The organism is Paracoccus xiamenensis, from assembly GCF_011308835.1.
Classification (GTDB): domain Bacteria; phylum Pseudomonadota; class Alphaproteobacteria; order Rhodobacterales; family Rhodobacteraceae; genus Paracoccus; species Paracoccus xiamenensis.
Map to the genome: position 1 here is coordinate 258,778 of NZ_JAAOHY010000001.1, position 21,191 is coordinate 279,968.

At 65.8% G+C, this 21,191-nt stretch carries 23 protein-coding genes; 19 read left to right on the forward strand and 4 right to left on the reverse strand.

Features of this window, described 5'->3' with window-relative positions; all coding sequences use genetic code 11:
- Window positions 1-19 precede the first annotated feature (19 nt).
- The 11 genes from G7044_RS18185 (at window position 20) to G7044_RS01365 (ending at window position 9,811) form a co-directional block, all read left to right on the forward strand.
- Window positions 20-940, forward strand: a complete 921-nt coding sequence (locus tag G7044_RS18185; RefSeq protein ID WP_166324815.1) for an ABC transporter permease — start codon at window positions 20-22, stop codon at window positions 938-940.
- Window positions 940-1,869, forward strand: a complete 930-nt coding sequence (locus G7044_RS01320) for an ABC transporter permease (protein WP_166324818.1) — start codon at window positions 940-942, stop codon at window positions 1,867-1,869. The genes G7044_RS18185 and G7044_RS01320 overlap by 1 nt, the downstream gene beginning before the upstream one ends.
- Window positions 1,866-2,849, forward strand: a complete 984-nt coding sequence (locus G7044_RS01325) for an ABC transporter ATP-binding protein (RefSeq protein ID WP_166324822.1) — start codon at window positions 1,866-1,868, stop codon at window positions 2,847-2,849. The genes G7044_RS01320 and G7044_RS01325 overlap by 4 nt, the downstream gene beginning before the upstream one ends.
- Entirely contained in the window at window positions 2,846-3,823 is a 978-nt protein-coding gene (locus tag G7044_RS01330; protein WP_166324825.1) for an ABC transporter ATP-binding protein, read from the forward strand. Before G7044_RS01325 ends, G7044_RS01330 begins: the two co-directional genes overlap by 4 nt.
- The gene (locus G7044_RS01335) at window positions 3,820-4,548 is read left to right on the forward strand and encodes a sulfite exporter TauE/SafE family protein (RefSeq protein WP_166324828.1); all 729 of its coding nucleotides are present in this window, start codon (window positions 3,820-3,822) and stop codon (window positions 4,546-4,548) included. Before G7044_RS01330 ends, G7044_RS01335 begins: the two co-directional genes overlap by 4 nt.
- Window positions 4,549-4,559: 11 nt before the next feature.
- Window positions 4,560-5,315, forward strand: coding sequence for an SDR family NAD(P)-dependent oxidoreductase (locus G7044_RS01340; protein WP_166324831.1), 756 nt, complete (start codon window positions 4,560-4,562; stop codon window positions 5,313-5,315).
- A 111-nt stretch (window positions 5,316-5,426) separates the two neighbouring features.
- Complete coding sequence (locus G7044_RS01345) at window positions 5,427-6,419, forward strand: TRAP transporter substrate-binding protein (protein WP_166324834.1); 993 nt, start codon at window positions 5,427-5,429, stop codon at window positions 6,417-6,419.
- On the forward strand, window positions 6,416-6,793 hold the full coding sequence (locus G7044_RS01350; protein WP_235931102.1) for a cupin domain-containing protein: 378 nt from the start codon (window positions 6,416-6,418) through the stop codon (window positions 6,791-6,793). Before G7044_RS01345 ends, G7044_RS01350 begins: the two co-directional genes overlap by 4 nt.
- Entirely contained in the window at window positions 6,790-7,251 is a 462-nt protein-coding gene (locus G7044_RS01355) for a TRAP transporter small permease (RefSeq protein WP_166324837.1), read from the forward strand. The genes G7044_RS01350 and G7044_RS01355 overlap by 4 nt, the downstream gene beginning before the upstream one ends.
- Complete coding sequence (locus tag G7044_RS01360; protein WP_166324840.1) at window positions 7,248-8,528, forward strand: TRAP transporter large permease; 1,281 nt, start codon at window positions 7,248-7,250, stop codon at window positions 8,526-8,528. Before G7044_RS01355 ends, G7044_RS01360 begins: the two co-directional genes overlap by 4 nt.
- Window positions 8,529-8,566: 38 nt before the next feature.
- Window positions 8,567-9,811, forward strand: coding sequence for a Zn-dependent hydrolase (locus G7044_RS01365; RefSeq protein WP_166324843.1), 1,245 nt, complete (start codon window positions 8,567-8,569; stop codon window positions 9,809-9,811).
- On the opposite strand, the gene G7044_RS01370 is transcribed toward G7044_RS01365, so the two are convergent.
- Entirely contained in the window at window positions 9,808-10,746 is a 939-nt protein-coding gene (locus tag G7044_RS01370) for a LysR family transcriptional regulator (RefSeq protein ID WP_235931103.1), read from the reverse strand. The genes G7044_RS01365 and G7044_RS01370 overlap by 4 nt on opposite strands.
- A 172-nt stretch (window positions 10,747-10,918) precedes the next feature.
- Between G7044_RS01370 and G7044_RS01375 the strand changes: the two genes are divergently transcribed.
- The 4 genes from G7044_RS01375 (at window position 10,919) to G7044_RS01390 (ending at window position 14,450) form a co-directional block, all read left to right on the forward strand.
- A complete protein-coding gene (locus tag G7044_RS01375) occupies window positions 10,919-11,263 on the forward strand; it encodes a RidA family protein (RefSeq protein ID WP_166324846.1) in 345 nt (114 codons plus the stop codon).
- Window positions 11,264-11,530: 267 nt separating this feature from the next.
- Window positions 11,531-12,586: a TRAP transporter substrate-binding protein gene (locus G7044_RS01380; protein WP_166324849.1), complete on the forward strand. Its 1,056-nt coding sequence runs from the start codon at window positions 11,531-11,533 to the stop codon at window positions 12,584-12,586.
- A complete protein-coding gene (locus G7044_RS01385) occupies window positions 12,586-13,092 on the forward strand; it encodes a TRAP transporter small permease (RefSeq protein ID WP_166324852.1) in 507 nt (168 codons plus the stop codon). Before G7044_RS01380 ends, G7044_RS01385 begins: the two co-directional genes overlap by 1 nt.
- The gene (locus G7044_RS01390) at window positions 13,089-14,450 is read left to right on the forward strand and encodes a TRAP transporter large permease (protein WP_166324855.1); all 1,362 of its coding nucleotides are present in this window, start codon (window positions 13,089-13,091) and stop codon (window positions 14,448-14,450) included. Before G7044_RS01385 ends, G7044_RS01390 begins: the two co-directional genes overlap by 4 nt.
- 120 nt (window positions 14,451-14,570) lie before the next feature.
- Here the strand turns inward: G7044_RS01390 and fabA are convergent, their stop codons facing one another.
- From fabA to G7044_RS01405, 3 genes are all read right to left on the reverse strand, one after another.
- Complete coding sequence (gene fabA / locus G7044_RS01395; protein WP_166324858.1) at window positions 14,571-15,080, reverse strand: bifunctional 3-hydroxydecanoyl-ACP dehydratase/trans-2-decenoyl-ACP isomerase; 510 nt, start codon at window positions 15,078-15,080, stop codon at window positions 14,571-14,573.
- A gap of 143 nt (window positions 15,081-15,223) precedes the next feature.
- On the reverse strand, window positions 15,224-16,084 hold the full coding sequence (locus tag G7044_RS01400; protein WP_166324861.1) for a glycosyltransferase family protein: 861 nt from the start codon (window positions 16,082-16,084) through the stop codon (window positions 15,224-15,226).
- The gene (locus G7044_RS01405; RefSeq protein WP_166324864.1) at window positions 16,081-16,779 is read right to left on the reverse strand and encodes a hypothetical protein; all 699 of its coding nucleotides are present in this window, start codon (window positions 16,777-16,779) and stop codon (window positions 16,081-16,083) included. The genes G7044_RS01400 and G7044_RS01405 overlap by 4 nt, the downstream gene beginning before the upstream one ends.
- A 96-nt stretch (window positions 16,780-16,875) precedes the next feature.
- Between G7044_RS01405 and infC the strand changes: the two genes are divergently transcribed.
- The 4 genes from infC to G7044_RS01425 all read left to right on the forward strand — a co-directional run bounded on the left by infC (window position 16,876) and on the right by G7044_RS01425 (window position 21,172).
- Window positions 16,876-17,478 carry a translation initiation factor IF-3 gene (infC, locus tag G7044_RS01410; RefSeq protein WP_166324867.1) on the forward strand — a complete coding sequence of 201 codons (603 nt, stop codon included), beginning with the start codon at window positions 16,876-16,878 and terminating at the stop codon, window positions 17,476-17,478.
- A 61-nt stretch (window positions 17,479-17,539) separates the two neighbouring features.
- Window positions 17,540-17,998, forward strand: coding sequence for a dUTP diphosphatase (gene dut / locus G7044_RS01415; RefSeq protein ID WP_166324870.1), 459 nt, complete (start codon window positions 17,540-17,542; stop codon window positions 17,996-17,998).
- Between the two features lie 2 nt (window positions 17,999-18,000).
- Entirely contained in the window at window positions 18,001-19,125 is a 1,125-nt protein-coding gene (locus G7044_RS01420) for a HesA/MoeB/ThiF family protein (RefSeq protein ID WP_166324873.1), read from the forward strand.
- A gap of 22 nt (window positions 19,126-19,147) precedes the next feature.
- Window positions 19,148-21,172 (forward strand): M3 family metallopeptidase, encoded by a 2,025-nt coding sequence (locus G7044_RS01425; protein WP_166324876.1) that lies wholly within the window; start codon window positions 19,148-19,150, stop codon window positions 21,170-21,172.
- The last annotated feature ends 19 nt before the right edge of the window (window positions 21,173-21,191 follow it).

A 21,191-nucleotide genomic window follows, 5' to 3' on the forward strand; every position in this document is an offset into this window, starting at 1 on the left:
CCAGCAGGAAAGCCACCGCGTGCCGGATTTCATCCTTCGCCGCCTGTTTCAAGGCCTGCTGGTCGTCCTTGGGGTGACGGCCACGGTCTTCGTGGTGACGCGGGTTTTCGGCGATCCCGTCTCGTTGATGCTGCCGCTGAGCGCGACGGACGCGCAGCGCGCAGCCTTCGCCGCGCAGATCGGGCTGGATCAGCCGCTGCCGGTGCAGTTCTGGCGTTTCCTGACCGATATCGTGACGCTGGATTTCGGCGACAGCCTGTGGCAACGCCGCCCCGCGATCGAGGTGGTGTTCGAACGCCTGCCCAATACCGCGCTGCTGGTCGGCGCCGGGCTGGGGCTGGCGGTGCTGGTCTCGATCCCGCTGGGCGCCATCGCGGCGCTGCGGCCGGGCGGGCTGGTCGACCGGCTGGTGGTATCGCTGGGGCTGCTGGGGCTGGCCATGCCGCAATTCTGGCTGGGGCTGATGGCGATCATGGTCTTTGCGGTGCAGCTGAAATGGCTGCCGACCTCGGGCTTTGGAACAGCTGCGCATCTGGTCCTGCCGGCGCTGACGCTGGCCATGACGCCAATCGCGCGCTTCACCATGATGGTCCGCGCCGCCATGATCGACGAGCTGAACAAGCCTTACGTCCAGACCGCCCGCGCCAAGGGGATGAGCCTGCCGCGCATCCTGCGCGTCCACACGCTGCGCAATATCCTCGTCCCCTTTCTGGCCCTGTCCGGGTGGGAGGCGATCACCGCGCTGTCCGGTTATACCGTGGTGGTCGAAACCGTGTTTGCCTGGCCCGGCCTTGGGCTGACGGCGGTGCAGGCGATCCAGCGCGGCGATCTGTTCCTGATGCAGGCGATCGTCTTCGTGATCGCGGCGCTGATCGTGATCATCGGCATCGCCATCGACGTGGCCGCGAAATCCATTGACCCGCGGATCGAGCTGAACTGATGGCCAATGCGTCCCCTCAGCAAGGGTTTTGGGGCGATCTGCGCCATGACATGCCCGCCGCCATCGGGCTGTGCGTGATCCTGCTGATCGTGCTGGCGGCGGTCTTTGCGCCGCTGCTGGCGCCTTACGATCCGGCGGCGCAATCGCTGATCAAGCGGCTGGCCCCGCCGGTCTGGATGACGCGGGGGTCATGGGATCACGTTCTGGGCACCGACAATCTGGGCCGGGACGTGCTGTCGCGGGTGATCTGGGGCGCGCGCGTCACCTTGCTGATCGGCGCCGCAACCTGCCTGATCGCGGCGACATTGGGCACGTTGGTCGGGCTTTGGGCCGGCTATCGCGGCGGACGCACCGACAGCGTGCTGATGCGGCTGGTCGATATCCAGATTTCGTTTCCGGGCATCCTGCTGATCCTGCTGGTGGTCGGCGTGATCGGCCCCGGTGTCGGCACGCTGATCGGGGTGCTCGCCATCACCAACTGGATGGTTTACGCGCGGCTGGTGCGGGGGATCGTGTCCTCGACCCGGCAGACTGCCCATGTCGAGGCGGCCGAGATCGTCGGCTGCCGCCCGTCCCGCGTCATCTTCCGGCATATCCTGCCCAACCTCGTCTCGCCGCTGCTGACGCTGCTGATCCTTGAATTCACCAATATCGTGCTGGCCGAGGCGGCGGTGTCCTTCCTCGGCTTCGGTGTGCAGCCGCCGCAGACCTCCTGGGGGCTGGATGTGGCCTCAGGCCGGGATTATCTGTTCATCGCCTGGTGGCTGGTGACTTTCCCCGGCCTTGCCATCGTCGCGACGGTGCTGTCGATCAACCTGTTTGCGGGCTGGCTGCGCGTTACCACCGACCCCGAGGAACGCGAAAAGCGCTTTGCCCGCAGCCTTGCCGCACGCCGTCGCCGCGCCGTCCGAAAAGGGGCGAACACATGAGCGCGCTGCTGAAGATCGAAGATCTCGCCGTCGTCTTCGACACCCGCGCCGGCACGGTCGAGGCGCTGCGCGGCGTCTCGCTGTCGCTGGGGCGGGGTGAGACGCTGGGGATCGTCGGCGAAAGCGGCTCGGGCAAAAGCGTGACCGCGCAGGCGGTGATGGGGCTGATCGACGTGCCGGGCCGCATCGCGGGCGGCAGCATCAGCTGGGACGGGCAGGCGCTGGTGCAGGACGGCGCGCAGCAGCACCCGAGCGGCATCTGGGGAAAGGAGGTCACCATGGTTTTCCAAAGCCCCATGACCTCGCTGAACCCCCTGATGACTATCGGCGCCCAGCTGGAGGAGGTGATCCGCAAGCATCTGGGCCTTGGCCGGGCGGCGGCGCGCGACCATGCGGCCGAGATGCTGGCGGCGGTCGGCATTTCCGGCGCGCGGCGGCGGCTGGACCAGTATCCGCATGAGTTCTCGGGAGGGATGCGCCAGCGGGTGATGATCGCCATGGCCATCGCCTGCGAGCCAAAGCTGCTGATCGCGGATGAACCGACCACGGCGCTGGATGTCACCATTCAGGCGCAGATCCTTGAACTGTTGGCCGGGCTGCAGGAACGGCTGGGCCTGTCTATCATCCTGATTACCCATGATCTGGGTATTGTCGCGGGCCTGTGTCACCGGGTCGCCGTCATGTATGCGGGCCAGATCGTCGAAACCGGCAGCGTCGACGACATTTTCGACCGCCCGGCCCATCCCTATACGCAGGGTCTGATCCGCTCGACCCCGCGGCTGGACGAACCCGAGGACCGGCTGACCGCCATCGAGGGCACGCCGCCCGGCCTGCTGCACCCGCCCGAAGGCTGCGCCTTCCGCACCCGCTGCCCGATCGCGCGCGACGACTGCCGCGCTCCGCAAGCCTTGCGCCCCTTCGGTGCGGGTTTCGTCGCCTGCACCCAGCCGGGCGTCGACGCTTGGGGGGACGGGAAATGAGCCCTACGCTGTCGGTCCGCGACCTCGCCGTCGATTACGAGCTGTCGCGCGCCGGGCTGTTCAGGCGGCGGCGCATGGTGACGGCGGTGTCGGGCGTCAGCTTCGACATCGCGCCGGGCGAGACGCTGGGTCTGGTCGGCGAATCCGGGTCGGGCAAGACCACGGTCGGGCGCGCGATCCTGCGCCGCATCCCGACCTCGGCCGGGCAGATCCGTTTCGAAGGGCAGGACATCACCGACCTTGCCGGCGAACCCCTGCGCCGGTTGCGCGCGCAGATGCAGATCGTCTTGCAGGACCCCTATACCTCGCTGAACCCGCGCATGAAGGTCGGCGATATCGTGGCCGAGCCGCTGGTCGTCCATGGCCTCGCCCCTTCGCGCGAGGCGGCGCGGGAAGCGGTTGCGGCGCTGCTGGCCCGTGTCGGTATGCCGGCGGATGCGGCCGGGCGCTATCCACACAGTTTTTCCGGCGGCCAGCGGCAGCGGATCGGGATTGCGCGGGCGCTGGCGATGAAGCCTTCGCTGATCGTCGCGGATGAGCCGGTCTCGGCGCTGGATGTGTCCGTCCGCGCGCAGGTGGTGAACCTGATGCAGGATCTGCAGCGCGATCTTGGCCTGTCCTTGCTGTTCATCGCCCATGATCTGGCGGTGGTGCGCCATATCTCGCACCGGGTGGCGATCATGTATGCCGGGCGCATCGTCGAACTCGCCCCGCGTGATGCCATCTATGACCGCCCCATCCACCCCTATACGCAGGCGCTGCTGTCGGCGGTGCCGGTGCCCAGCCCAACGGTGCAGCGCAGCCGGCGCCGGATCGTCCATCCGGGCGAATCCGTCGATATCGCCAACCCGCCCAGCGGCTGCCGCTTTCATCCCCGCTGCCCGCTGGCGACCGAGCGGTGCCGCGACGATGCCCCGCCGCTGGCCGACCGGGGCGCGGGCCATTTCGCCGCCTGCTGGAACAGCGGCGCATGACCGATCTGCTGTTCAGCCTGCCAGGCCTTGCCGCCATCGTCACCGTCTTCTGCGCCGGGGCCATTCAGGGCGCGACAGGCTTTGGCTTCAACATGCTGGCCGCGCCGCTGCTGGCGCTGATCGACCCGGCCTTTGTTCCGGGAGCCATGCTGATCATGGCCACCGCCGTCTGCATCGGCGGCGCGATTCAGGAACGCCATGCCGTCGCCCGCGCCGATCTGGGCTTTGCCCTGCTGGGCCGGCTGATCGCGGCCATGCTGGCGGCCATGCTGATCGGCATGTTCAGCCCGCGGGTCTTTTCTGCGTTTTTCGGGCTGGCAGTATTGCTGGCCGTGGTGCTGAGCCTGTCGGGCATCCGCATCACCCCCAGCCCGTTGCGGCTGTTCGGGGCGGGGCTGGTTTCGGGCTTCATGGGGACGCTGACCTCGATCGGGGCGCCGCCGATGGCGCTGGTTTACCAGAACGCGGAACCGGAGCGGATGCGGGCGACGCTGAAAGCCTATTTCTTCGCAGGCGGGGTGATCTCTGTCGCGGCGCTGGCGGCGGCGGGACGGATCGGGACGGTTGATTTCGCGCTGGCGGCGCTGATGCTGCCCTTCGCCTTTGCGGGCTTCCTGATGTCGGGGATCGGGCGCAGGATGATGGACAAGGGGCGGGTGCGGCCGGTGGTTCTGGCGGTGTCCTCGGCCTCGGCGCTGGTGCTGCTGGCGCGGGCATTCGCATGAAAGGAAACGCCATGACCGATTACCCGGTTGTCGTCATCACCGGCGCGGCCAGCGGCATCGGTGCCGCCATCGCGGCCCGTCTGGCCGCGCCCGGCGCGCGGCTGATGCTGCATACCGGGCGCAACGCGCAGGCGCTGGAGAGCGTGGCCGAGGCCGCGCGGTCCAGCGGTGCCACGGTCGCCACCCTGACCGGCGATTTGACCGATGCCGAGGTCGCGCCCGCCCTGATCGCCGCCGCCCGCGACGCGTTTGGCCGTGTCGATCAGATCGTGTCAAATGCCGGTCGTGCGCAAAAAGCCCGCTTCGACGACATCGGCCCCGAGGATCTGGAAACCGCTTTTGCGATGATGCCCATGGCCTTCTTCCGTCTGGCGCAGGCTGCTTTGCCGGATCTGCAAACGGACCGGGGCAGAGTTGTCGCGATCAGTTCCTTCGTCGCGCATGGATATGGCACGAATGACATGCTGTTTCCGGCCACCGCTGCCGCCAAGGCAGCGCTGGAATCGCTGGCGAAATCGCTGGCGGTGCAGCTGGGGCCAACCGGGGCAACGGTCAATTGCGTAGCACCGGGCTTCGTGCGCAAGGATGCAAGCGCCCATGCTGCCACCACGCCCGCCGCGATGCAGTCGGCCACCGCCATTACCCCCAACGGCAGGCTGGGCGAGCCGGGCGATATTGCCGAAACCGTCGGCTTCCTGCTGTCACCTGCCGCGCGCCATATCACCGGGCAGGTGCTGCATGTCGATGGCGGGTTACTGCTGCCCTGAAGGCTTCGCCGGGTCATTGCGGCAAAGCATCGCAGCCATTGGCTGGCGCTATTTGTCAGGTGGCGCAACTGCTGCTTCAATCACCGAATAACATAACGACAGGAGAGGTCCATGAACCCGATTTTCACGATCCGCCGTGGCCTGCTGGCCGGGCTTGTCGCCGCCGCCACCTTCGGTTTGCCGGTGGGGGCGCTTGCCGAAACCACCATTCGCATCGGCCATGTTCTGGCCGATTCCCACAGCTGGCATACCGCCGCGCAAGGCTTTGCTGCCGAAGTGGCCGAAAAGACCGAGGGCCGGGTCAAAGTCGAGGTCTTCGGCGGCGGCCAGCTTGGCAATGAAAAGGACATGATCGAGGGGCTGCAATTCGGCGCAGTTCAGGGCGGCGTCATCGGCGGCGGATCCTTCCAGTCGATCGAGCCGAAGCTGGGCATCATCGAAATGCCCTATGCCTGGGCCAGCCGTGAACAGGCATTCGCGGCGCTGGATGGCGAACTGGGCACCCATCTGGCCGGCCTGCTGGAGCCGAAGGGCATCAAGGTTCTGGCCTGGTGGGAAAACGGTTACCGCAATGTCACCAACAGCAAGCAGCCGATCAATACCCCCGCCGATCTGGCCGGGCTGAAGATCCGCGTCACCCCCGACAAGGTGCGGCTGGCCACGTTCGAGGCCCTTGGTGCCGAACCCGCGCCGCTGGCCTTTGGCGAGCTTTACTCGGCGCTGCAACAGGGTGTCTTCGACGCGCAGGAAAACCCGCTGGCGATCATCCAGTCTTCGTCCTTCTTCGAAGTGCAGAAATATGTCTCGATGACGCAGCATGTCTGGGGCTCGGCGGCGCTGGTGGTGTCATCGCAGGTGTGGAACCAGATCTCGGCCGAGGATCAGGCCGTGTTGCAGGCCGCCGCCACTGAATGGGGCCAGAAACAGCGCCAGATGGTCGCCGACAGCGATGCCGAGATGGTCGAGAAGCTGAAGGCCGAGGGGATGGAGTTCAACGAGGTCGACCGCGACGCATTTGTTGCCGCCGTGGCCCCGATCTGGGAAAGCGAAGCCGCGACCTTCGGGCCTGACCTGATGGCGCTGATGGACGCGGCCCGCAAATGACCGCGCGCCTGCCCGAGATGGTGCAGCTTTCAGCCGTGGCGCCAGTGCAGCTGTTCGACTTTCAGCAGCAGGTGCTGTTTTCGCCCAAGGAACGCGGCGAAGGCTTCATCAAGCTGGCGGTGACGACGGGCAAAAGGGGTGCGCGCAGCACCCCCCACGCCCATCCCCGCGACGAGGTGACCATGACCCTGAAGGGAGAGGCCGTTTTACGTTCGGGCGGGCAAGAATTCCATATGACCGAGGGCACCGCCATGCGCCTGCCGCCCGGCGTCATTCACGAGGTCGAGGTCCTGTCAGAGGAATGGGTGGTCATCGCCGCCTATTGCGACGAATGCCAGCTGTGCCGCGGCCCGGACGGAGGAATGGGCGCATGAGCGGGAAACCTTTGGCCGACCGGCTTGACGGTCTGGTGCGCAATATCGGCGCGGCGGGTGTCGCTGTGCTGGGGGTGCTGGTCTTCTATGTCGTCGTCTCGCGCTATGCGGTGGCGAAAACGCCCCGCTGGTCCGAGGAAGTCCCGCGCCTGATCCTTGTCTGGGTCACGTTCTTCGGTGTCGTATCCGCCTTTATCCGGGGCAGCCATTTCCGCGCCGGGCTGACCGACCTGATCCTTCCGCCAGGAGCCTTGCGGCGCGCGGTCTTCATTCTGGCGGCACTTGCGGGCGCGGCCTTTCTGGTCGTGCTGCTGATCACCGGCATCCAGATCACCCGTTTTACCTGGGGCCACCAGATGACCGCGACCAGCCTGCCGGGCGGGTTGCTTTACCTCGCATTGCCGATCAGCTCGGCGCTGTCGCTTCTTGGCCTGGCGTTAGGGGGATGGCGGAAATGAGCCTTGGTCTTGTCATTCTTCTGGTCAGCTTCGTCTTTCTGGTGTTGATCGACGCGCCCATCGCGGTGGCGCTGGGACTGTCGGCGGTGGTCTATCTGCTGATCTCGGACCTCGCGCCCCTGATGATCGTGGCGCAGCGCATGGTGGCGGGGATCGACAGCTTTACGCTGCTGGCCATTCCGCTGTTCCTGCTGGCCGGCACGCTGATGGTGCAGGGCGGGCTTGCGCCGCGCATCGTGGCCTTCTGCGCCGCCATCGTCGGGCGCGGCACCGGCGGGCTGGCCATCGTGATGATCGCTGCCTGTATGATGTTCGGTTCGCTTTCGGGGTCGGGTGTGGCGGATGTCGTGGCCATCGGCTCCATGATGCTGCCGGCGATGAAGGAACGCGGCTATCACCCCGGTTTTTCCTCGGCCGCGCTTGGCTGTGCAGGCTCGCTGGGCACGGTCATCCCGCCGTCGATCGTGCTGATCGTTTACGGGACGGCGACCAATACCTCGATCGGGCAGCTCTTCGTCGGTGCCATCGTGCCGGGCGTGATGCTGGGCCTCGGGCTGATGATCGTGGCCTGGTGGATCTCGCGCAAGAACGGCTGGAAAGGGGGCGAGGCGTTTTCCTGGCCGGTCCTTGGCCGCACCTTTATCGAGGCGATCCCGGCCCTGATCGCGCCGCTGATCATTGTGGGCGGCATCCGCTTTGGTGTCTTCACCCCGACCGAGGCCGCCGGCATCGGCGTCGTTTATGCGCTGCTGACGGGAACGCTGTTGTATCGCAGCCTGACGCTGCGCGGCATCGCCAACCTGCTGCGCGACACGGCCGAGATGACCGGATCGATCCTGTTCGTGATCGCCACCGCATCGGTCTTTGGCTGGATCCTTGCCGCCGAACAGGTGCCGCAGATGGCCGTGAACGGCATTCAGGCGCTGACCGACAATGCCACGCTGGCGTTGCTGATGATCCTGCTGGTGGTGCTGGTGCTGGGCACCTTCATGGAATCGCTGGCGATCATCCTGATCCTGGCGCCGGTCTTCCTGCCCATGCTGACTGCCTATGACATCAACCCGGTCTATTTCGGCATCCTGCTGACCATCAACCTTGCCATCGGTGCCAATACGCCACCCCTTGGCATCGACCTGATGGCTGCCTGCCGGACCGCCGGGATCCCGATGTCGGCATCTTTCCGCTACCTGCTGCCCTTCATCGGCGTCATGGCACTGGTCATGTTCCTGCTGGTGCTGTTCCCGCAGGCCATCACATCGGTGATCGGCGCGTCCTGACGCGCCTTTCCCATCACATTCAATCTGTTGAGGCTGACATGTCCTTTTCCCCCGAAACTCGGGCCGATCTCGGCCGTTTCTGGTCCACCATCGAACGCTCTGCCGAAATCGGTATCGGCCGCCCCGGCGGGCTGGCGCGGCTGACCCTGACCGACGACGACCGCATCATGCGCGACCAGTTCATCAGCTGGTGCGAAGACGCCGGCCTGACGGTCGAGATCGACGAGCTGGGTTCGATCTTTGCCCGTCGCGAAGGCACCGACCCGGACGCCGCCCCGATCCTGATCGGCAGCCATCTGGACACCCAGATCAATGGCGGCCGCTTCGACGGCATCGCCGGCGTTCTGGCCGGGCTGGAGGTGGTGCGCTCTCTGAACGATGCGGGCCATACCACCCGCCGCCCCATCGTGGTGGTGAACTGGACGAATGAGGAGGGCGCGCGGTTTTCGCCGCCCATGGTCGCCTCGGGCGCCTTCGTTGGGAAATACACGGTGGACTGGGTCTACGACCTGATCGCTGATGACGGGCCCCGTTTCGGGGACGAGTTGGAACGCATCGGCTATAAGGGCAGCCGCCCCTGCAAGGCCGGCGAGATCGACGCCTATTTCGAGCTGCATATCGAACAGGGCCCGATCCTCGATGCCGAAAACCGGCAGGTGGGCGTGGTGACGGGCGGCTATCCCAGCCACGGGATGCGGGTGCGTTTCGACGGCCAGACCGCCCATACCGGGCCGACGCCGATGGACCTGCGCCACAACGCGCTGATCGCGGGTGCGCGCTGGCTGACGGCGGTGGACGATATCGGCTGGGAATTTGCCGTGGGCGACGGCAAAGCCACCGGGTCGCGGCTGGCGGCATGGCCGAACAAGCCGGGGATCCTGTCCGACACCGCGCAGGCCATCGCCGATGTGCGCCACCCCGATCCGATCACCGCCCGCGTCATGGCCGAAAAGATGCGCCGCGCCGCAACCGCCGCCGCCGCCATGGCCGGCTGTACGGTCACGGTGGAGGATGAATGGTTCTGGGGCGGCGACATCTTCGATGCCGAACTGGTCGGCGGCATCCGCGATCAGGCCATCCGCATGGGCTTTGACTGGCGCGATATCCAGTCGCAGGCTGGCCATGATGCCTATCACATGGCCATGCATTGCCCAACGGCGATGATCTTCACCCCCTGCAAGGGCGGCATCACGCATAACAATGCCGAAAGCTGCGAACCCGAGGATTTCACCGCCGGGCTGAACATGCTGCTGCATGCGGTGGTGGCGCGCGCCGACCGCTAGCACATGTCGGGGTAAAGCTGCTGTAATTCGTCCAGCAACCCGATGAACTTGGCTTCGGGGATGCTGGGCGGGGTGTCGGGATGGCGGATCAGAAAGACATCCGCCCCCAGCGGCTGGCTGGTGAAACGCAGCGGCCACAGCTGGCCCTGGGCCACCTCCTCGGCCACCGCCGCCGCCGGAAGCAGACCGATGCCTAACCCCGAGACGATCATGCGGCGCACCTCCTCCAGATTGTGGCTGGAGCCGCTGATCCGCCGTCCAAGCCCGGCACCCTCGCGCAGCATCACCATCGGCTCCAGACCCATTCCGTCGGTGGCGCAGGTGAAGGCGACGAAGGGCTCCTGCTGCAACTCTCGCGCACTGACCTGCGCCTGACCGTACAGGCGATGCTCGGCGCCGCAGAAGACCACGAACTCCTCGCGGAACAGCAGCTTGCAATCCAGCCCGACGATGGGCTTGCTGAGCAGGCAGATGCCCAGACCCGTCTTTTCCTGACTGATCCGGCGCACGGTTTCCTGGCTGTTCTGAACCTCGATATGGAAGGTGATCGAGGGGTTGCGCTGGTGGTACAGCCGCAGCGCCTCGTCCAGCAGCGGGGAGCAAAGGTTGCTGATGATCTGAAGGGCGAGCGTGCCGTAATCTTCATCATTACGGTCCTGCGCCAGAACGGCGATACGGTCGACGCCGCGCAGGATCTCGACACATTCCTGATAGACCCGCTCGCCGCGCAGGGTCAGGGCAAAGCGGCGGCTGTCGCGAAAGACCAGTTGGCAGCCCAGCTGTTCCTCCAGCCGTTGCAGGGCCTGACTGACCGAGGGCTGGCTCATGTTCAGGCGCTTGGCGGCACGGGTGATGCCCTTTTCCTCGGCGATGGCGCAGAAGCTGCGCAAGAGGTTCCAGTTCAGGTCGTTGACCAGCGGTTTGACCGGGGGCAATGGCGGCACCTTTCATGGGGGCGAATGGCGCTTTTTACCACGAAGCTGGCCGCGCGCGAGATATCGAAGCAGGCAATCTTTCGTATCACCGATCCGCTGCCTTTGGGCTGGGCGCCGGGTGTATCTTGTGCATAAACTCTGCGCAGAATCTGCTAGCGGAAAGGAAGCTGCAATGTCGATCAAACGCCTTCACCCCGGCCCGAGGATGAGCCAGGCCGTCATCCACGGCGATACCGTCTATCTGGCGGGGCAGGTGGGTAATCCCGGCAGCGGGATTGCCGAACAGGCGCAGGAAGCACTGGCGGCGGTCGATTCGCTGCTGGCAGAGGCCGGATCGTCCAAGTCGAAGATCCTGTCCGTCACCGTCTGGCTTGCCGATATGGCTGACTTCGACACCATGAACAAAGTTTATGAGGCTTGGGTCGACAAAGACAATCCGCCCGCCCGCGCCACCGGCGAGGCCCGTCTGGCCACCCCCGACTACCGTGTCGAATTCATCGTCACCGCCGCGCTGTAAGCGCGGGTGAAAGACGGCCAGCCCCGCTCTTGACGATCGGGGCTGGCCCCTATGTGTCGACGCCCGTTGTATCGGGCGCATGTTGATGATCGCGCAGGTCATTCCTTCCGGCGAGGTTCCGACCGGTCAGGCCGGATGAAAAGCGCGGCCTCTCCATGTGAATAGTGCATTCTCTTACAGGGAAATCCGTATAGCCTCGGCCGCGGGAGAATGACGGGTGCCGGGGCGCATACCGGCGGCCACAAAACGAAAAACGGGAGGAATATCATGCTGAACCTGAAAGCGACGCTCGCATCGGGTGCGGTCATGCTGGGGACGATCTTTGCGGCCGATGCCGTGCTGGCGCAGGAACATGTCTTCAAGCTGCATCATTTCCTCGGTGCGGAATCCCCGGCGCAAAAGGACATGCTGGAGCCGTGGGCCAAACGAGTCGAGGAAAACTCTGGCGGCACGGTGAAGATCGAGATCTACCCCTCGATGACGCTGGGCGGGCGCCCGCCCGAACTTATCAGCCAGGTCCGCGACGGCGTGGTCGATCTGGTCTGGACGTTGAACGGCTATACCCCCGGCCTGTTCCCCCGGACCGAGGTGATGGAACTGCCCTTTGTCTTCCTCAACGATCCGGTGGCCGCCAATCTGACCCTGGCCGAGATCTATCCCGACCACCTGGCCGAGGAATACAAGGGCGTCGAGCCGATGTTCCTGCACAGCCATGCCGGTCAGGCGATCCAAACCGTTTCGAAAGAAATCCGCATGCCTGACGATATCGCCGGCATGAAGCTGCGCATCCCGACCCGCACCGGTGCCTGGGTGATCGAGGCGCTTGGCGCCACGCCGGTTTCCATGCCGGTGCCCGACCTGCCGCTGGCGCTGTCCAAGGGCGTCGTGGACGGCGCGCTGATCCCGTGGGAAATCATCCCGGCGCTGAAGATCCAGGACCAGACCCAGTTCCAGATCGAAGGCGCTGACAAGACCCGCTTCGGCACTTCGATCTTTCAGGTCTCGATGAACAAGGCGCGCTGGGACAGCCTGCCCGAGGATGTGCAGAAGGCCTTCCGCGACGCCTCTGACCGCGATTGGCTGGTCGAGGTGGGCCAGATCTGGCGCGACGTTGACGAACGCGGCATCAAGGTCGCGGTCGACAGCGGCAACACCCACATCACCCTGACGCCCGAAGAAACCGAGGCCTTCCGCGCCAAGCTGGAACCCGTGGTCGACCGCTGGGTCGACGAGGTCGCGCCGCAGGGCATCGACGGTGCCGCCCTTGTCGAAACCGTGCGCGCGTCCATCGCCAAGAACGCCTCGGCCGCAGGGGCGCGGTAATGTTCGCCGACGAGGCCCCGGGCCGCAGGGGCCTCGCCGCCGCCATCGCACGGCTGGCCACCGGATGGGCGATTCTGGGCGGGGTCGTGCTGCTGGCCGTGGTGGCGATCAATGCGGTCAGCGTGCTGGGCGCGGCTTTCGGAACGTCGTTTTCGGGCGATTTCGAACTGACCGAGATGGGCGTGGCCGTCGCCGTCTTTGCCTTTCTGCCCTATTGCCAGCTGACCGACGCGAATGTCACTGCCGACATCTTCACCGCCCGCGCCAGCCCGCGGGTGGTGGCGGGGCTGCGGGCGCTGGCATCGCTGGTGGCCTTCGGCTTTGGCTGCCTGCTGCTGTGGCGCATGTATCCCGGCATGGTCGATCAGCGCGACTATAACGCCAGCACCGCAATCCTGCAGATCCCGATCTGGTGGGCCTATCTGCCGATCCTCGCCTCGCTGCTGCTGCTGGCCGCGACGGCGCTGCTGACCCTGATCGAAGATCTTCGCGAGGCCCGGGGATGAGCGATCCGATTACCATCGGCATCGCCGCCCTGATCCTGCTGGTGGCGCTGATCGCCATCCGCATGCCGATTGCCTATGCGATGATCATCGTCGGTGGTGGCGGCATCATGCTGCTGAACGGTCCGGCACTGCTGCTGAGCCAGCTGAAAACGCTCGCCTATGGCCAGTTCTCGGTCTACGACCTGTCCATCGTGCCGATGTTCATCCTGATGGGCGAACTGGCGACGGTCGCGGGGCTCAGTCAGGCGCTGTTTCGGGGCGCGAATGCCTGGCTTGGCTGGATGCGCGGCGGCACCGCCATGGCCGCCATCGCTGGCTGCGCGGGGTTCGGCGCGGTCTGCGGATCTTCGCTGGCCACCGCCTCGACCATGGGCAAGGTGGCGCTGCCGGAACTGCGCCGATACAACTATTCGCCGGCACTGGCGACCGGTTCGCTGGCGGCGGGGGGCGTGCTGGGCATCCTGATCCCGCCCTCGGTCGTGCTGATCGTCTATGCGGTGATGGTCGAGGCGAATATCGTCACTATGTTCGCCGCCGCCCTGTTGCCGGGCATTCTGGCGGTGCTGCTGTTCATCCTGACCATCGCGATCTATGTCCGCATCCGCCCCGAAGCCGGACCGCGCGGCGGCGTGTCCAGCCGGCCCGAATTCATCGAGGCTACGCTGGGGCTGTTGCCGGTGATGGTGATCTTCGGGCTGGTGCTTGGGGGGATTTATGGCGGCCTGTTCAACCCGACGCCCGCGGCGGCGATCGGCGTGGTGCTGGTCGCGATCTACGGCTTGCTGACCCGGTCGCTGAACGCGCCGGCGCTGATCGGCGCGCTGAAGGCCACGGCGCGCTCCTCGGGGATGATCTATCTGATCCTGCTCGGCGCCGAGCTGATGAAGATCTTCATGTCCCGCGTGGGCCTGCCCCAGCAGGCCGCCACCTGGATCGCCGAAAGCGGCATGGCGCCGATGGCGGTGATGGTGATGATCCTGATCGCACTGATCCTGCTGGGTTGCCTGATGGACAGCCTGTCGATGATCCTTCTGGTCATCCCTTTCTTCTGGCCGATGCTGCTGGAACTGAATGGCGGCCTCTATCAGACAGCCGCCGAAGGCGCGGGTTTCGGGATGAGCACGGATGACCTGAAGATCTGGTTCGGCATCCTCGCGCTGGTGGTGGTCGAACTCGGCCTGATCACGCCGCCGGTGGGGATGAACGTCTTCATCATCTCCAGCCTCGCCCGCGATGTGCCGATGATCGAAACCTTCAAGGGCGTGCTGCCCTTCTTTCTGGCCGAGCTTCTTCGGGTCGCCCTGCTGCTGGCCTTCCCGGTCATCACGATGGCCCTGCCGCGCCTGCTTGCCGGATGATCGCCCCAAGAAAAGGGGCCGCCCAACCGGCGACCCCTTTTCATTCTGGCCCAAATATCCCGGGGGAGAGCGCCATCCGGCGCGAGGGGGCAGCGCCCCCTTGTCCCCGGTTCCGCGGTCTCAGCTTTCCGAAAGGGCGACCTTCATGTCCTTGACCTGATAGATCACCTCGCCGTCAGCTTCGACGATGCCATCGGCCACGCCCATGGTCAGCCGGCGGGTCTGCACGGCCTTGGTGAAATCGACCTTGTAGGTCAGCAGCTTGCGATCGGGGCGGACCATGCCGGTCAGTTTGACCTCGCCCACGCCAAGCGCATAGCCGCGGCCCTTCCAATCGCGCCAGCCGAGGTTGAAGCCGGTCAGCTGCCACAGCCCGTCCAACCCCAGACAGCCCGGCATGATCGGGTTGCCGGGGAAGTGGCAGGCGAAGAACCACAGATCGGGGGTGATGTCGAATTCGGCGACGACATGGCCCTTGCCATGCAGCCCGCCATCTTCGGAAATTTCGGTGATCCGATCCATCATCAGCATCGGCGGTTCGGGCAGCTGCGCATTGCCGGGGCCGAACAGTTCGCCGCGGGCGCAGGCCAGCAGATCGTCCTTGTCGAATTGGGTCTTCTGCATTGCCATCGGTAAAGGAACCTTCCTTGTTGTCCGGGCAATGGCCCGTTGTTCAGATGCGCTCAGCCCGTCAGTTGACGGCAGGTCACGCGGATTGCGGCCCTATCTAGACATCGCCGTGCCATCCCGCAAGCAGCACGGCCCGGCGGGCATCAGAACCACTGGCCCGGCTCCATCAGGCCCAGATCCATCAGCTGCTGCGAGCTCCACCGAAATTCGTGCGAGTTGCGCCAGGTGAAACCGGCGATCTCGTCGCGCGAGCCGGGGTTGCGCATCAGTGCCTTGGCCACCCGGAACGAGGCGATTGCGGCGGTCAGATTGTGGTGCCAGGGGCAGGAATAAGTGTTGTATTCCTGATCGTTGAACCGGTGATCTGCCAATAGGCGCAGTCCGGGGCGGGTGCGGAACAGGGCGATGCGGTCGATGCGGCGGCGGTCCTCGGGCAGGTATTCTTCGAACCGCCAGCGCAGCCCGCCGTGAAAGTCCAGCTGCCGTTCCAGCAGGTCCCCGTTGGCATCCTTACGCCCCAATGCGTAATAACCGGTGCGGTCGAACCTGGCATGTTCAATGCTGACGGCGTCGGGGAATTGCTGCAGATCGGGTGCGTAAAGGTCGATCACATAGGTCAGCATCGAGGCCCGCCGCTCTTCGGTGTGGAAGGCCAGCATTTCGCCCACCCGCCGCTTTTCCGAGAAGGGATAGAACAGGTATTCGGCGTTATAGCCGTAATAAAGCCAGGTGCCCGGGGGCACGGCGTCGTTGACGGCATTGACCGCGACGACATGGGCGTCGGGCCGGCGGGTGTCGAAGATCAGCGGGCGCACGCCTTCGCGCGGAATTTCCAGCGCCAGCGGCCCGGGTGACAACGCCAGCACCGTGCGAAACCCGGCGCGCAGCGCATGGTCCAAGGTCGAGGCGGTCTCGACCTCGTCCTCGAAAAGGATCACCGCAATCGGGCCGGCGTTCAACTCGGCTGGACGAGAGGCAAGATAGCTGTGCAGGCTGTCAGTCACTTCAGCAGGTCCTTGATGCGGGCCGACAGTGCCGTCCCAACGGCGGGGAGGGCGGTTGGTGTGCCGGCCGTGGTCCCGGTCGCAGTTGCTGCTTCGGTCGGCGCGGTCGCGCCGTCTGTGCCGGCAGGGTCCGGCGCGGCAGGAACTTCGGCCTCGGCAAGGGCCGAGGTGATCTCGGCCACCAGTCCGGACTGGACGCGGGCGGCAATCGGATCTGCGGGAACGGCAAGGCCCTCCAGCCGGTCGCGGAGTGCGGTGGGGTCGGCCTCGGGTTCCAGCAGCGGGCCGAGTGTCGCCAGAAGTCGCTGCTTCGCGGCTTCAAGCGCCTCTGCTTCGGCGCGTGCAAGGGCCTGGGCCTCGGCCCGCGCATCGGCTGCGGCTATGGCGGCCTCGGCCACGCGCTCGGTCTCGGCCGCCATGGCGCTGCCGGTTTCAGGCGGCAGTGGGGCGTTCTGGGGCGGAGGCGTCAGGCTGGGGCTGGCGGGCCGGGATTCGGGCAGGGGTTGAGGTGCCGGTGCCGGCTCCGGTGGGGTGGGCGCGGGACGCGGCGCCGGCCGGGTGGCGGCGACCTCTGGCGTGGTGCCGGGCAGGCGCGCGCGCAGGCTTTCGGGCAGCAGATCGGGATTCGACCAGCCCCACCAGCCGGCACCCAGCAGGGCCAGCAATGCGACGATGACGGCAATCAGCCTTGGCATGTGTGCCCCCTGTTGACTTGCGCCCCTGTTGCCACAATGACGGCGCGGCGAAAACCCCGTGCCGTGGAACGAAATGCTGGGGAATCCGGTTGTATCATGGCACGCAACACCTTATTTTGCGTCGCATTCAACCGAGTCTATCAAAGGAATTCGACCATAGCTCGTCGTCCGCATAACGCGCCGCCCCCCAACCGTGACGCCGGTCCCCGCGTCAATGAACGTATTCGTGTCGCCGAAATTCGCCTGATCGGGGCGGATGGTGAAAACATCGGCGTCGTCTCGCCCGCCCGTGGGCTGGAGATGGCGCAAGAGGCTGGTCTCGATCTGGTCGAGATTTCCCCCAACGCGACCCCGCCCGTCTGCAAGATCATGGATCTTGGCAAGTTCAAATACGAACAGCAGAAGCGTGAGGCCGAGGCCCGCAAGAAGCAGAAGATCATCGACATCAAGGAAGTGAAGTTCCGTCCCGGTACGGATACCCACGACTATGACGTGAAGATGCGCAACGTGCTGAAATTTCTGGAAGGCGGCGACAAGGTCAAGGTGACCCTGCGCTTCCGTGGCCGCGAGATGGCCCACCAGGACCTTGGTCTGGACCTGCTGAACCGCGTCCGTGACGATGTCGGCGAGACCGGCAAGGTCGAAAGCATGCCCAAGCTGGAAGGCCGGCAGATGGTCATGATGATCGCGCCCAGGTAAGCTGCGCCACCGCCAATCGGGGCCGCCTTCGGGCGGCCTTTTCATTCATGGACCGAATATCATGCAACCTGACATCATGATCCTGAAAGACGCCGGCGCCGACCCGGATCTGCCGCTTCCCGCATATGAGACTGCTGGCGCCGCCGGTGCCGACCTGCGCGCGGATCTGGGCCGCGGAGCCGAGATGACGCTGGCGCCATTGGAACGCAAGCTGATCCCCACCGGGCTGCGCATGCAGATCCCGGCGGGATTCGAGGTGCAGGTCCGCGCCCGCTCGGGTGCCGCGCTGCGTGACGGGCTGTCGCTGGTCAATGGCGTCGGCACCATCGACGCCGATTATCGCGGCCCGGTGGGTGTGATCGCGATCAACCTGTCGGAAAAGTCGCTGGTGATCCGCCATGGCGACCGTATCGCCCAGATCGTCGTGGCCCCGGTCGTGCAGGCCCGCTTTGTCGCGGCAGAGGCGCTTGACGACACCGCGCGTGGGGCAGGCGGCTTCGGTTCGACCGGGCGGGGCTGACAATGGCACTGCTGCCCATCGCCATTCTCAGCATTCTTGGCTTGGCGTGGTGGATGGGCTGGGGCGTGCTGCGCGTTCTGGTCGTGATCTTTATCGTCTGGATCGTGGTGCTGGTACTGATGCTGGCCGCCCCGGCAGCCGAGATCCGCGCCACGACTGGCTTTGATGCCCGGGTTTGGGTGATCGGCGGGCTGGTGCTTGGGGTCACGCTGGCTTACGGCGCATTGGTCGAGCGTGCCCGCGCCGCCGTCAAGCGTCGCTGGGGGATCGAGGATGCGCCGGGCCTTGCGCCTGCGGGACGAGGGGCGGCCGGGCTGGCAGCGGGGCAGGGGCAGGGGCTGGCAGCTGGGCAGGGGCTGGGCGGCGACGATGCGCTTGATCGCTATGCCCGCCATATCGTTCTGCGCGAAATCGGCGGGCCGGGACAGGCAAAGCTGCGCGATGCCCGTGTGCTGCTGATTGGCGCAGGCGGTCTGGGCGCGCCTGCCGCGCTGTATCTGGCAGGTGCGGGCGTGGGCCGGATCACGCTGGCCGATCCCGATACGGTCAGCATCTCGAACCTGCAACGCCAGATCATCTATCGCACCGGTGATGCCGGCCGTCCCAAGGGGCTCGCCGCCGCCGAGGCACTGCGGGCGCTGAACCCGCTGATCGAGGTGCACGCCCTGCGTAGGCGCGTGAACGCCGCCGATACCGCGTTGATCGCCGAACATGACCTGGTCCTGGACGGCAGCGACCAGTTCGCCGACCGCGCGGCCATCAATGCCGCCTGTGTGGCGGCGGGGGTGCCGCTGATCGCCGGATCCATCGCGCAATGGGAAGGTCAGTTGACCACCTATGACCCGGCCCATGGTGCGCCCTGCATGGCCTGCATCTTCCCGAAAGCACCGGCGGCGGGCCTCGCCCCCGCTTGCGCCGAGGCGGGCGTCGCCGGGCCACTGCCTGGCATCATCGGGTCAATGATGGCGCTGGAGGCGGTGAAGCGCATTGCCGGTGCGGGCAAGGGGCTGGCCGGGCAAATGCTGATCTTTGACGGGCTTTATGGCGAGACCCGGCGTATCGCCATTCACCGCAACCCCGACTGCCCGGTCTGTTCAGGGCTGGAACAGCGCGCCCCGGAGGCCTAGGTTTCCCGCAAAGGAGACCGCCATGAACCGCGAACTGACCGACTGGACCGGCCCCTACGGGCTGCCGCGCTTTGACCTCATCTCGGACGAGGATTTCGCCCCGGCGATGCAGCAGGCCCTTGCCGATGCCAATGCGGCCATTGAGGCGATCGCCGCCAATCCCGCGCCGGCCAGCTTTGACAACACCCTTGCCGCGCTGGAAGTGGCCGAGGAGACGCTGAACAATGTCTGCGCGGTTTTCTATACGCTGACCGGCGTCGATTCCAACGATAAGCGCGAGGCGCTGAGCCGCGAATTCGCGCCCCTTCTGGCCGCGCATGGCAGCAAGGTCGGGATGGACAAGCGGCTTTTTGACCGGGTCGCCGCCGTATGGGAAGGCGCCGATGCGCTGCCGCCCGAGGATCGGCGCATCACCGAACTGGCGCTGCGCGATTTCCGCCGCGCCGGTGCCGGGCTGAAAGGCGTGGACCGCGACCGCATGGCCGCGATCCGGCAGCGGCTGGCGGTGCTGTCGAACCAGTTTGGCCAGAATGTGCTGGCCGATGAACGCGATTTCGTCATGCCCATCCCCGACGACCGGCTGGCGGGCCTGCCCGATTGGCTGCTGGCGGCGATGCGGGCGGCGGCGAGCGAACGCGGGCTGACGGGGCAGGTGGTGACGCTGAACCGCTCTCTGATCGTGCCATTCCTGCAATATTCCGACGATCGCGAGTTGCGCGAGGCGGCGTGGCGGGCCTGGTCGCTGCGCGGCTCGGGTCAGGGCGCGGGCGGTGCCAAGACCGACAACCTGCCGCTGATCGCCGAAATTCTGGCCCTGCGGCACGAGCGCGCGCAACTGCTGGGCTATGCCGATTTCGCCGCCTTCAAGCTGGAACCGGAAATGGCCGGAACCGCCGAGCGGGTCGAGGAACTGCTGACAGAGGTCTGGAATGCCGCGAAAAAACGCGCTGATGCCGATGGCGCGCAGCTGTCGATGATGATGCAGGATGACGGCATCAATGCAGACCTCGCGCCGTGGGACTGGCGCTATTACGCGGAACGCAAGCGCCGTGCCGAACATGATCTGGATGAGGCCGAGGTGAAGCCTTACCTGACGCTCGACGCCATGCTGGGGGCGGTGTTCGACGTGGCCAACCGCCTGTTCGGGCTGGAGTTCGAGGCCTTCGATGCGCCCTTGTGGTCGCCCGATGTCCGCGCCTGGCGGATCACCCGCGACGGGCAGGAAATGGCGATATTCCTAGGCGATTTCTTCGCTCGGCCCTCAAAGCGGTCGGGCGCGTGGTGCGGGGCTCTGCGCTATCAGCACAAGATCGGGGCGGGCCAGCGGGCCATCGTCACCAATGTCTGCAACTTCACCCCGCCGGCCGAAACCGGTGCGCCGGCCTTCCTGTCCTGGGATGACGCGCACACCTTGTTCCATGAATTCGGCCATGCGCTCCATCATATCCTGTCCGATGTGGCGTGGCCGTCGATCTCTGGGACCTCGGTTGCGCGGGACTTCGTCGAGCTGCCCAGCCAGCTTTACGAACATTGGCTGGAACAGCCAGAGGTGCTGGACCGCCATGCGCGCCATGCCGAAACCGGCGCGGCGCTGCCCGCCGATCTGCGCGACCGCATCATTGCGGCGGGCAATGCCGATCAGGGTTTTGCGACGCTGGAATATCTGCAAAGCGCGCTTGTCGATCTGGCCTTTCACCGCGGCGCACCCCCCGCCGATCCAATGGCGCGGCAGGCAGAAGTTCTGGCCGCTCTGGATGCGCCTGTGGCCATTCCGATGCGTCACGCAACCCCGCATTTCGCGCATGTCTTCACCGGCGACGGCTATTCCTCGGGCTATTATTCCTATCTCTGGTCCGAGGTCATGGATGCCGACGCCTTCGAGGCTTTTCGCGAGGCTGGCGATGTTTTTGACCCGGAAACGGCGCGGAGACTGGAAAAATCCATCCTTTCGCGTGGCGGATCGGCACCAGCGGATCAACTTTGGATCGAATTTAGGGAACGAATGCCGGGGGTTGCGCCTTTGTTAACAGGCCGCGGGTTGATTTGACCGCCGCGGATCCCATAGC

What these genes read in the sequence shown, in the direction of transcription:
- G7044_RS01320 (WP_166324818.1), top strand. Translation starts at nt 940, where the DNA reads ATGGCCAATGCGTCCCCTCAGCAAGGGTTTTGGGGCGATCTGCGCCAT.
- G7044_RS01325 (WP_166324822.1), top strand. Translation starts at nt 1,866, where the DNA reads ATGAGCGCGCTGCTGAAGATCGAAGATCTCGCCGTCGTCTTCGACACC.
- G7044_RS01330 (WP_166324825.1), top strand. Translation starts at nt 2,846, where the DNA reads ATGAGCCCTACGCTGTCGGTCCGCGACCTCGCCGTCGATTACGAGCTG.
- G7044_RS01335 (WP_166324828.1), top strand. Translation starts at nt 3,820, where the DNA reads ATGACCGATCTGCTGTTCAGCCTGCCAGGCCTTGCCGCCATCGTCACC.
- G7044_RS01340 (WP_166324831.1), top strand. Translation starts at nt 4,560, where the DNA reads ATGACCGATTACCCGGTTGTCGTCATCACCGGCGCGGCCAGCGGCATC.
- G7044_RS01345 (WP_166324834.1), top strand. Translation starts at nt 5,427, where the DNA reads ATGAACCCGATTTTCACGATCCGCCGTGGCCTGCTGGCCGGGCTTGTC.
- G7044_RS01350 (WP_235931102.1), top strand. Translation starts at nt 6,416, where the DNA reads ATGACCGCGCGCCTGCCCGAGATGGTGCAGCTTTCAGCCGTGGCGCCA.
- G7044_RS01355 (WP_166324837.1), top strand. Translation starts at nt 6,790, where the DNA reads ATGAGCGGGAAACCTTTGGCCGACCGGCTTGACGGTCTGGTGCGCAAT.
- G7044_RS01360 (WP_166324840.1), top strand. Translation starts at nt 7,248, where the DNA reads ATGAGCCTTGGTCTTGTCATTCTTCTGGTCAGCTTCGTCTTTCTGGTG.
- G7044_RS01365 (WP_166324843.1), top strand. Translation starts at nt 8,567, where the DNA reads ATGTCCTTTTCCCCCGAAACTCGGGCCGATCTCGGCCGTTTCTGGTCC.
- G7044_RS01375 (WP_166324846.1), top strand. Translation starts at nt 10,919, where the DNA reads ATGTCGATCAAACGCCTTCACCCCGGCCCGAGGATGAGCCAGGCCGTC.
- G7044_RS01380 (WP_166324849.1), top strand. Translation starts at nt 11,531, where the DNA reads ATGCTGAACCTGAAAGCGACGCTCGCATCGGGTGCGGTCATGCTGGGG.
- G7044_RS01385 (WP_166324852.1), top strand. Translation starts at nt 12,586, where the DNA reads ATGTTCGCCGACGAGGCCCCGGGCCGCAGGGGCCTCGCCGCCGCCATC.
- G7044_RS01390 (WP_166324855.1), top strand. Translation starts at nt 13,089, where the DNA reads ATGAGCGATCCGATTACCATCGGCATCGCCGCCCTGATCCTGCTGGTG.
- fabA (WP_166324858.1), bottom strand. Translation starts at nt 15,080, where the DNA reads ATGGCAATGCAGAAGACCCAATTCGACAAGGACGATCTGCTGGCCTGC.
- G7044_RS01405 (WP_166324864.1), bottom strand. Translation starts at nt 16,779, where the DNA reads ATGCCAAGGCTGATTGCCGTCATCGTCGCATTGCTGGCCCTGCTGGGT.
- infC (WP_166324867.1), top strand. Translation starts at nt 16,876, where the DNA reads ATGGCACGCAACACCTTATTTTGCGTCGCATTCAACCGAGTCTATCAA.
- dut (WP_166324870.1), top strand. Translation starts at nt 17,540, where the DNA reads ATGCAACCTGACATCATGATCCTGAAAGACGCCGGCGCCGACCCGGAT.
- G7044_RS01420 (WP_166324873.1), top strand. Translation starts at nt 18,001, where the DNA reads ATGGCACTGCTGCCCATCGCCATTCTCAGCATTCTTGGCTTGGCGTGG.
- G7044_RS01425 (WP_166324876.1), top strand. Translation starts at nt 19,148, where the DNA reads ATGAACCGCGAACTGACCGACTGGACCGGCCCCTACGGGCTGCCGCGC.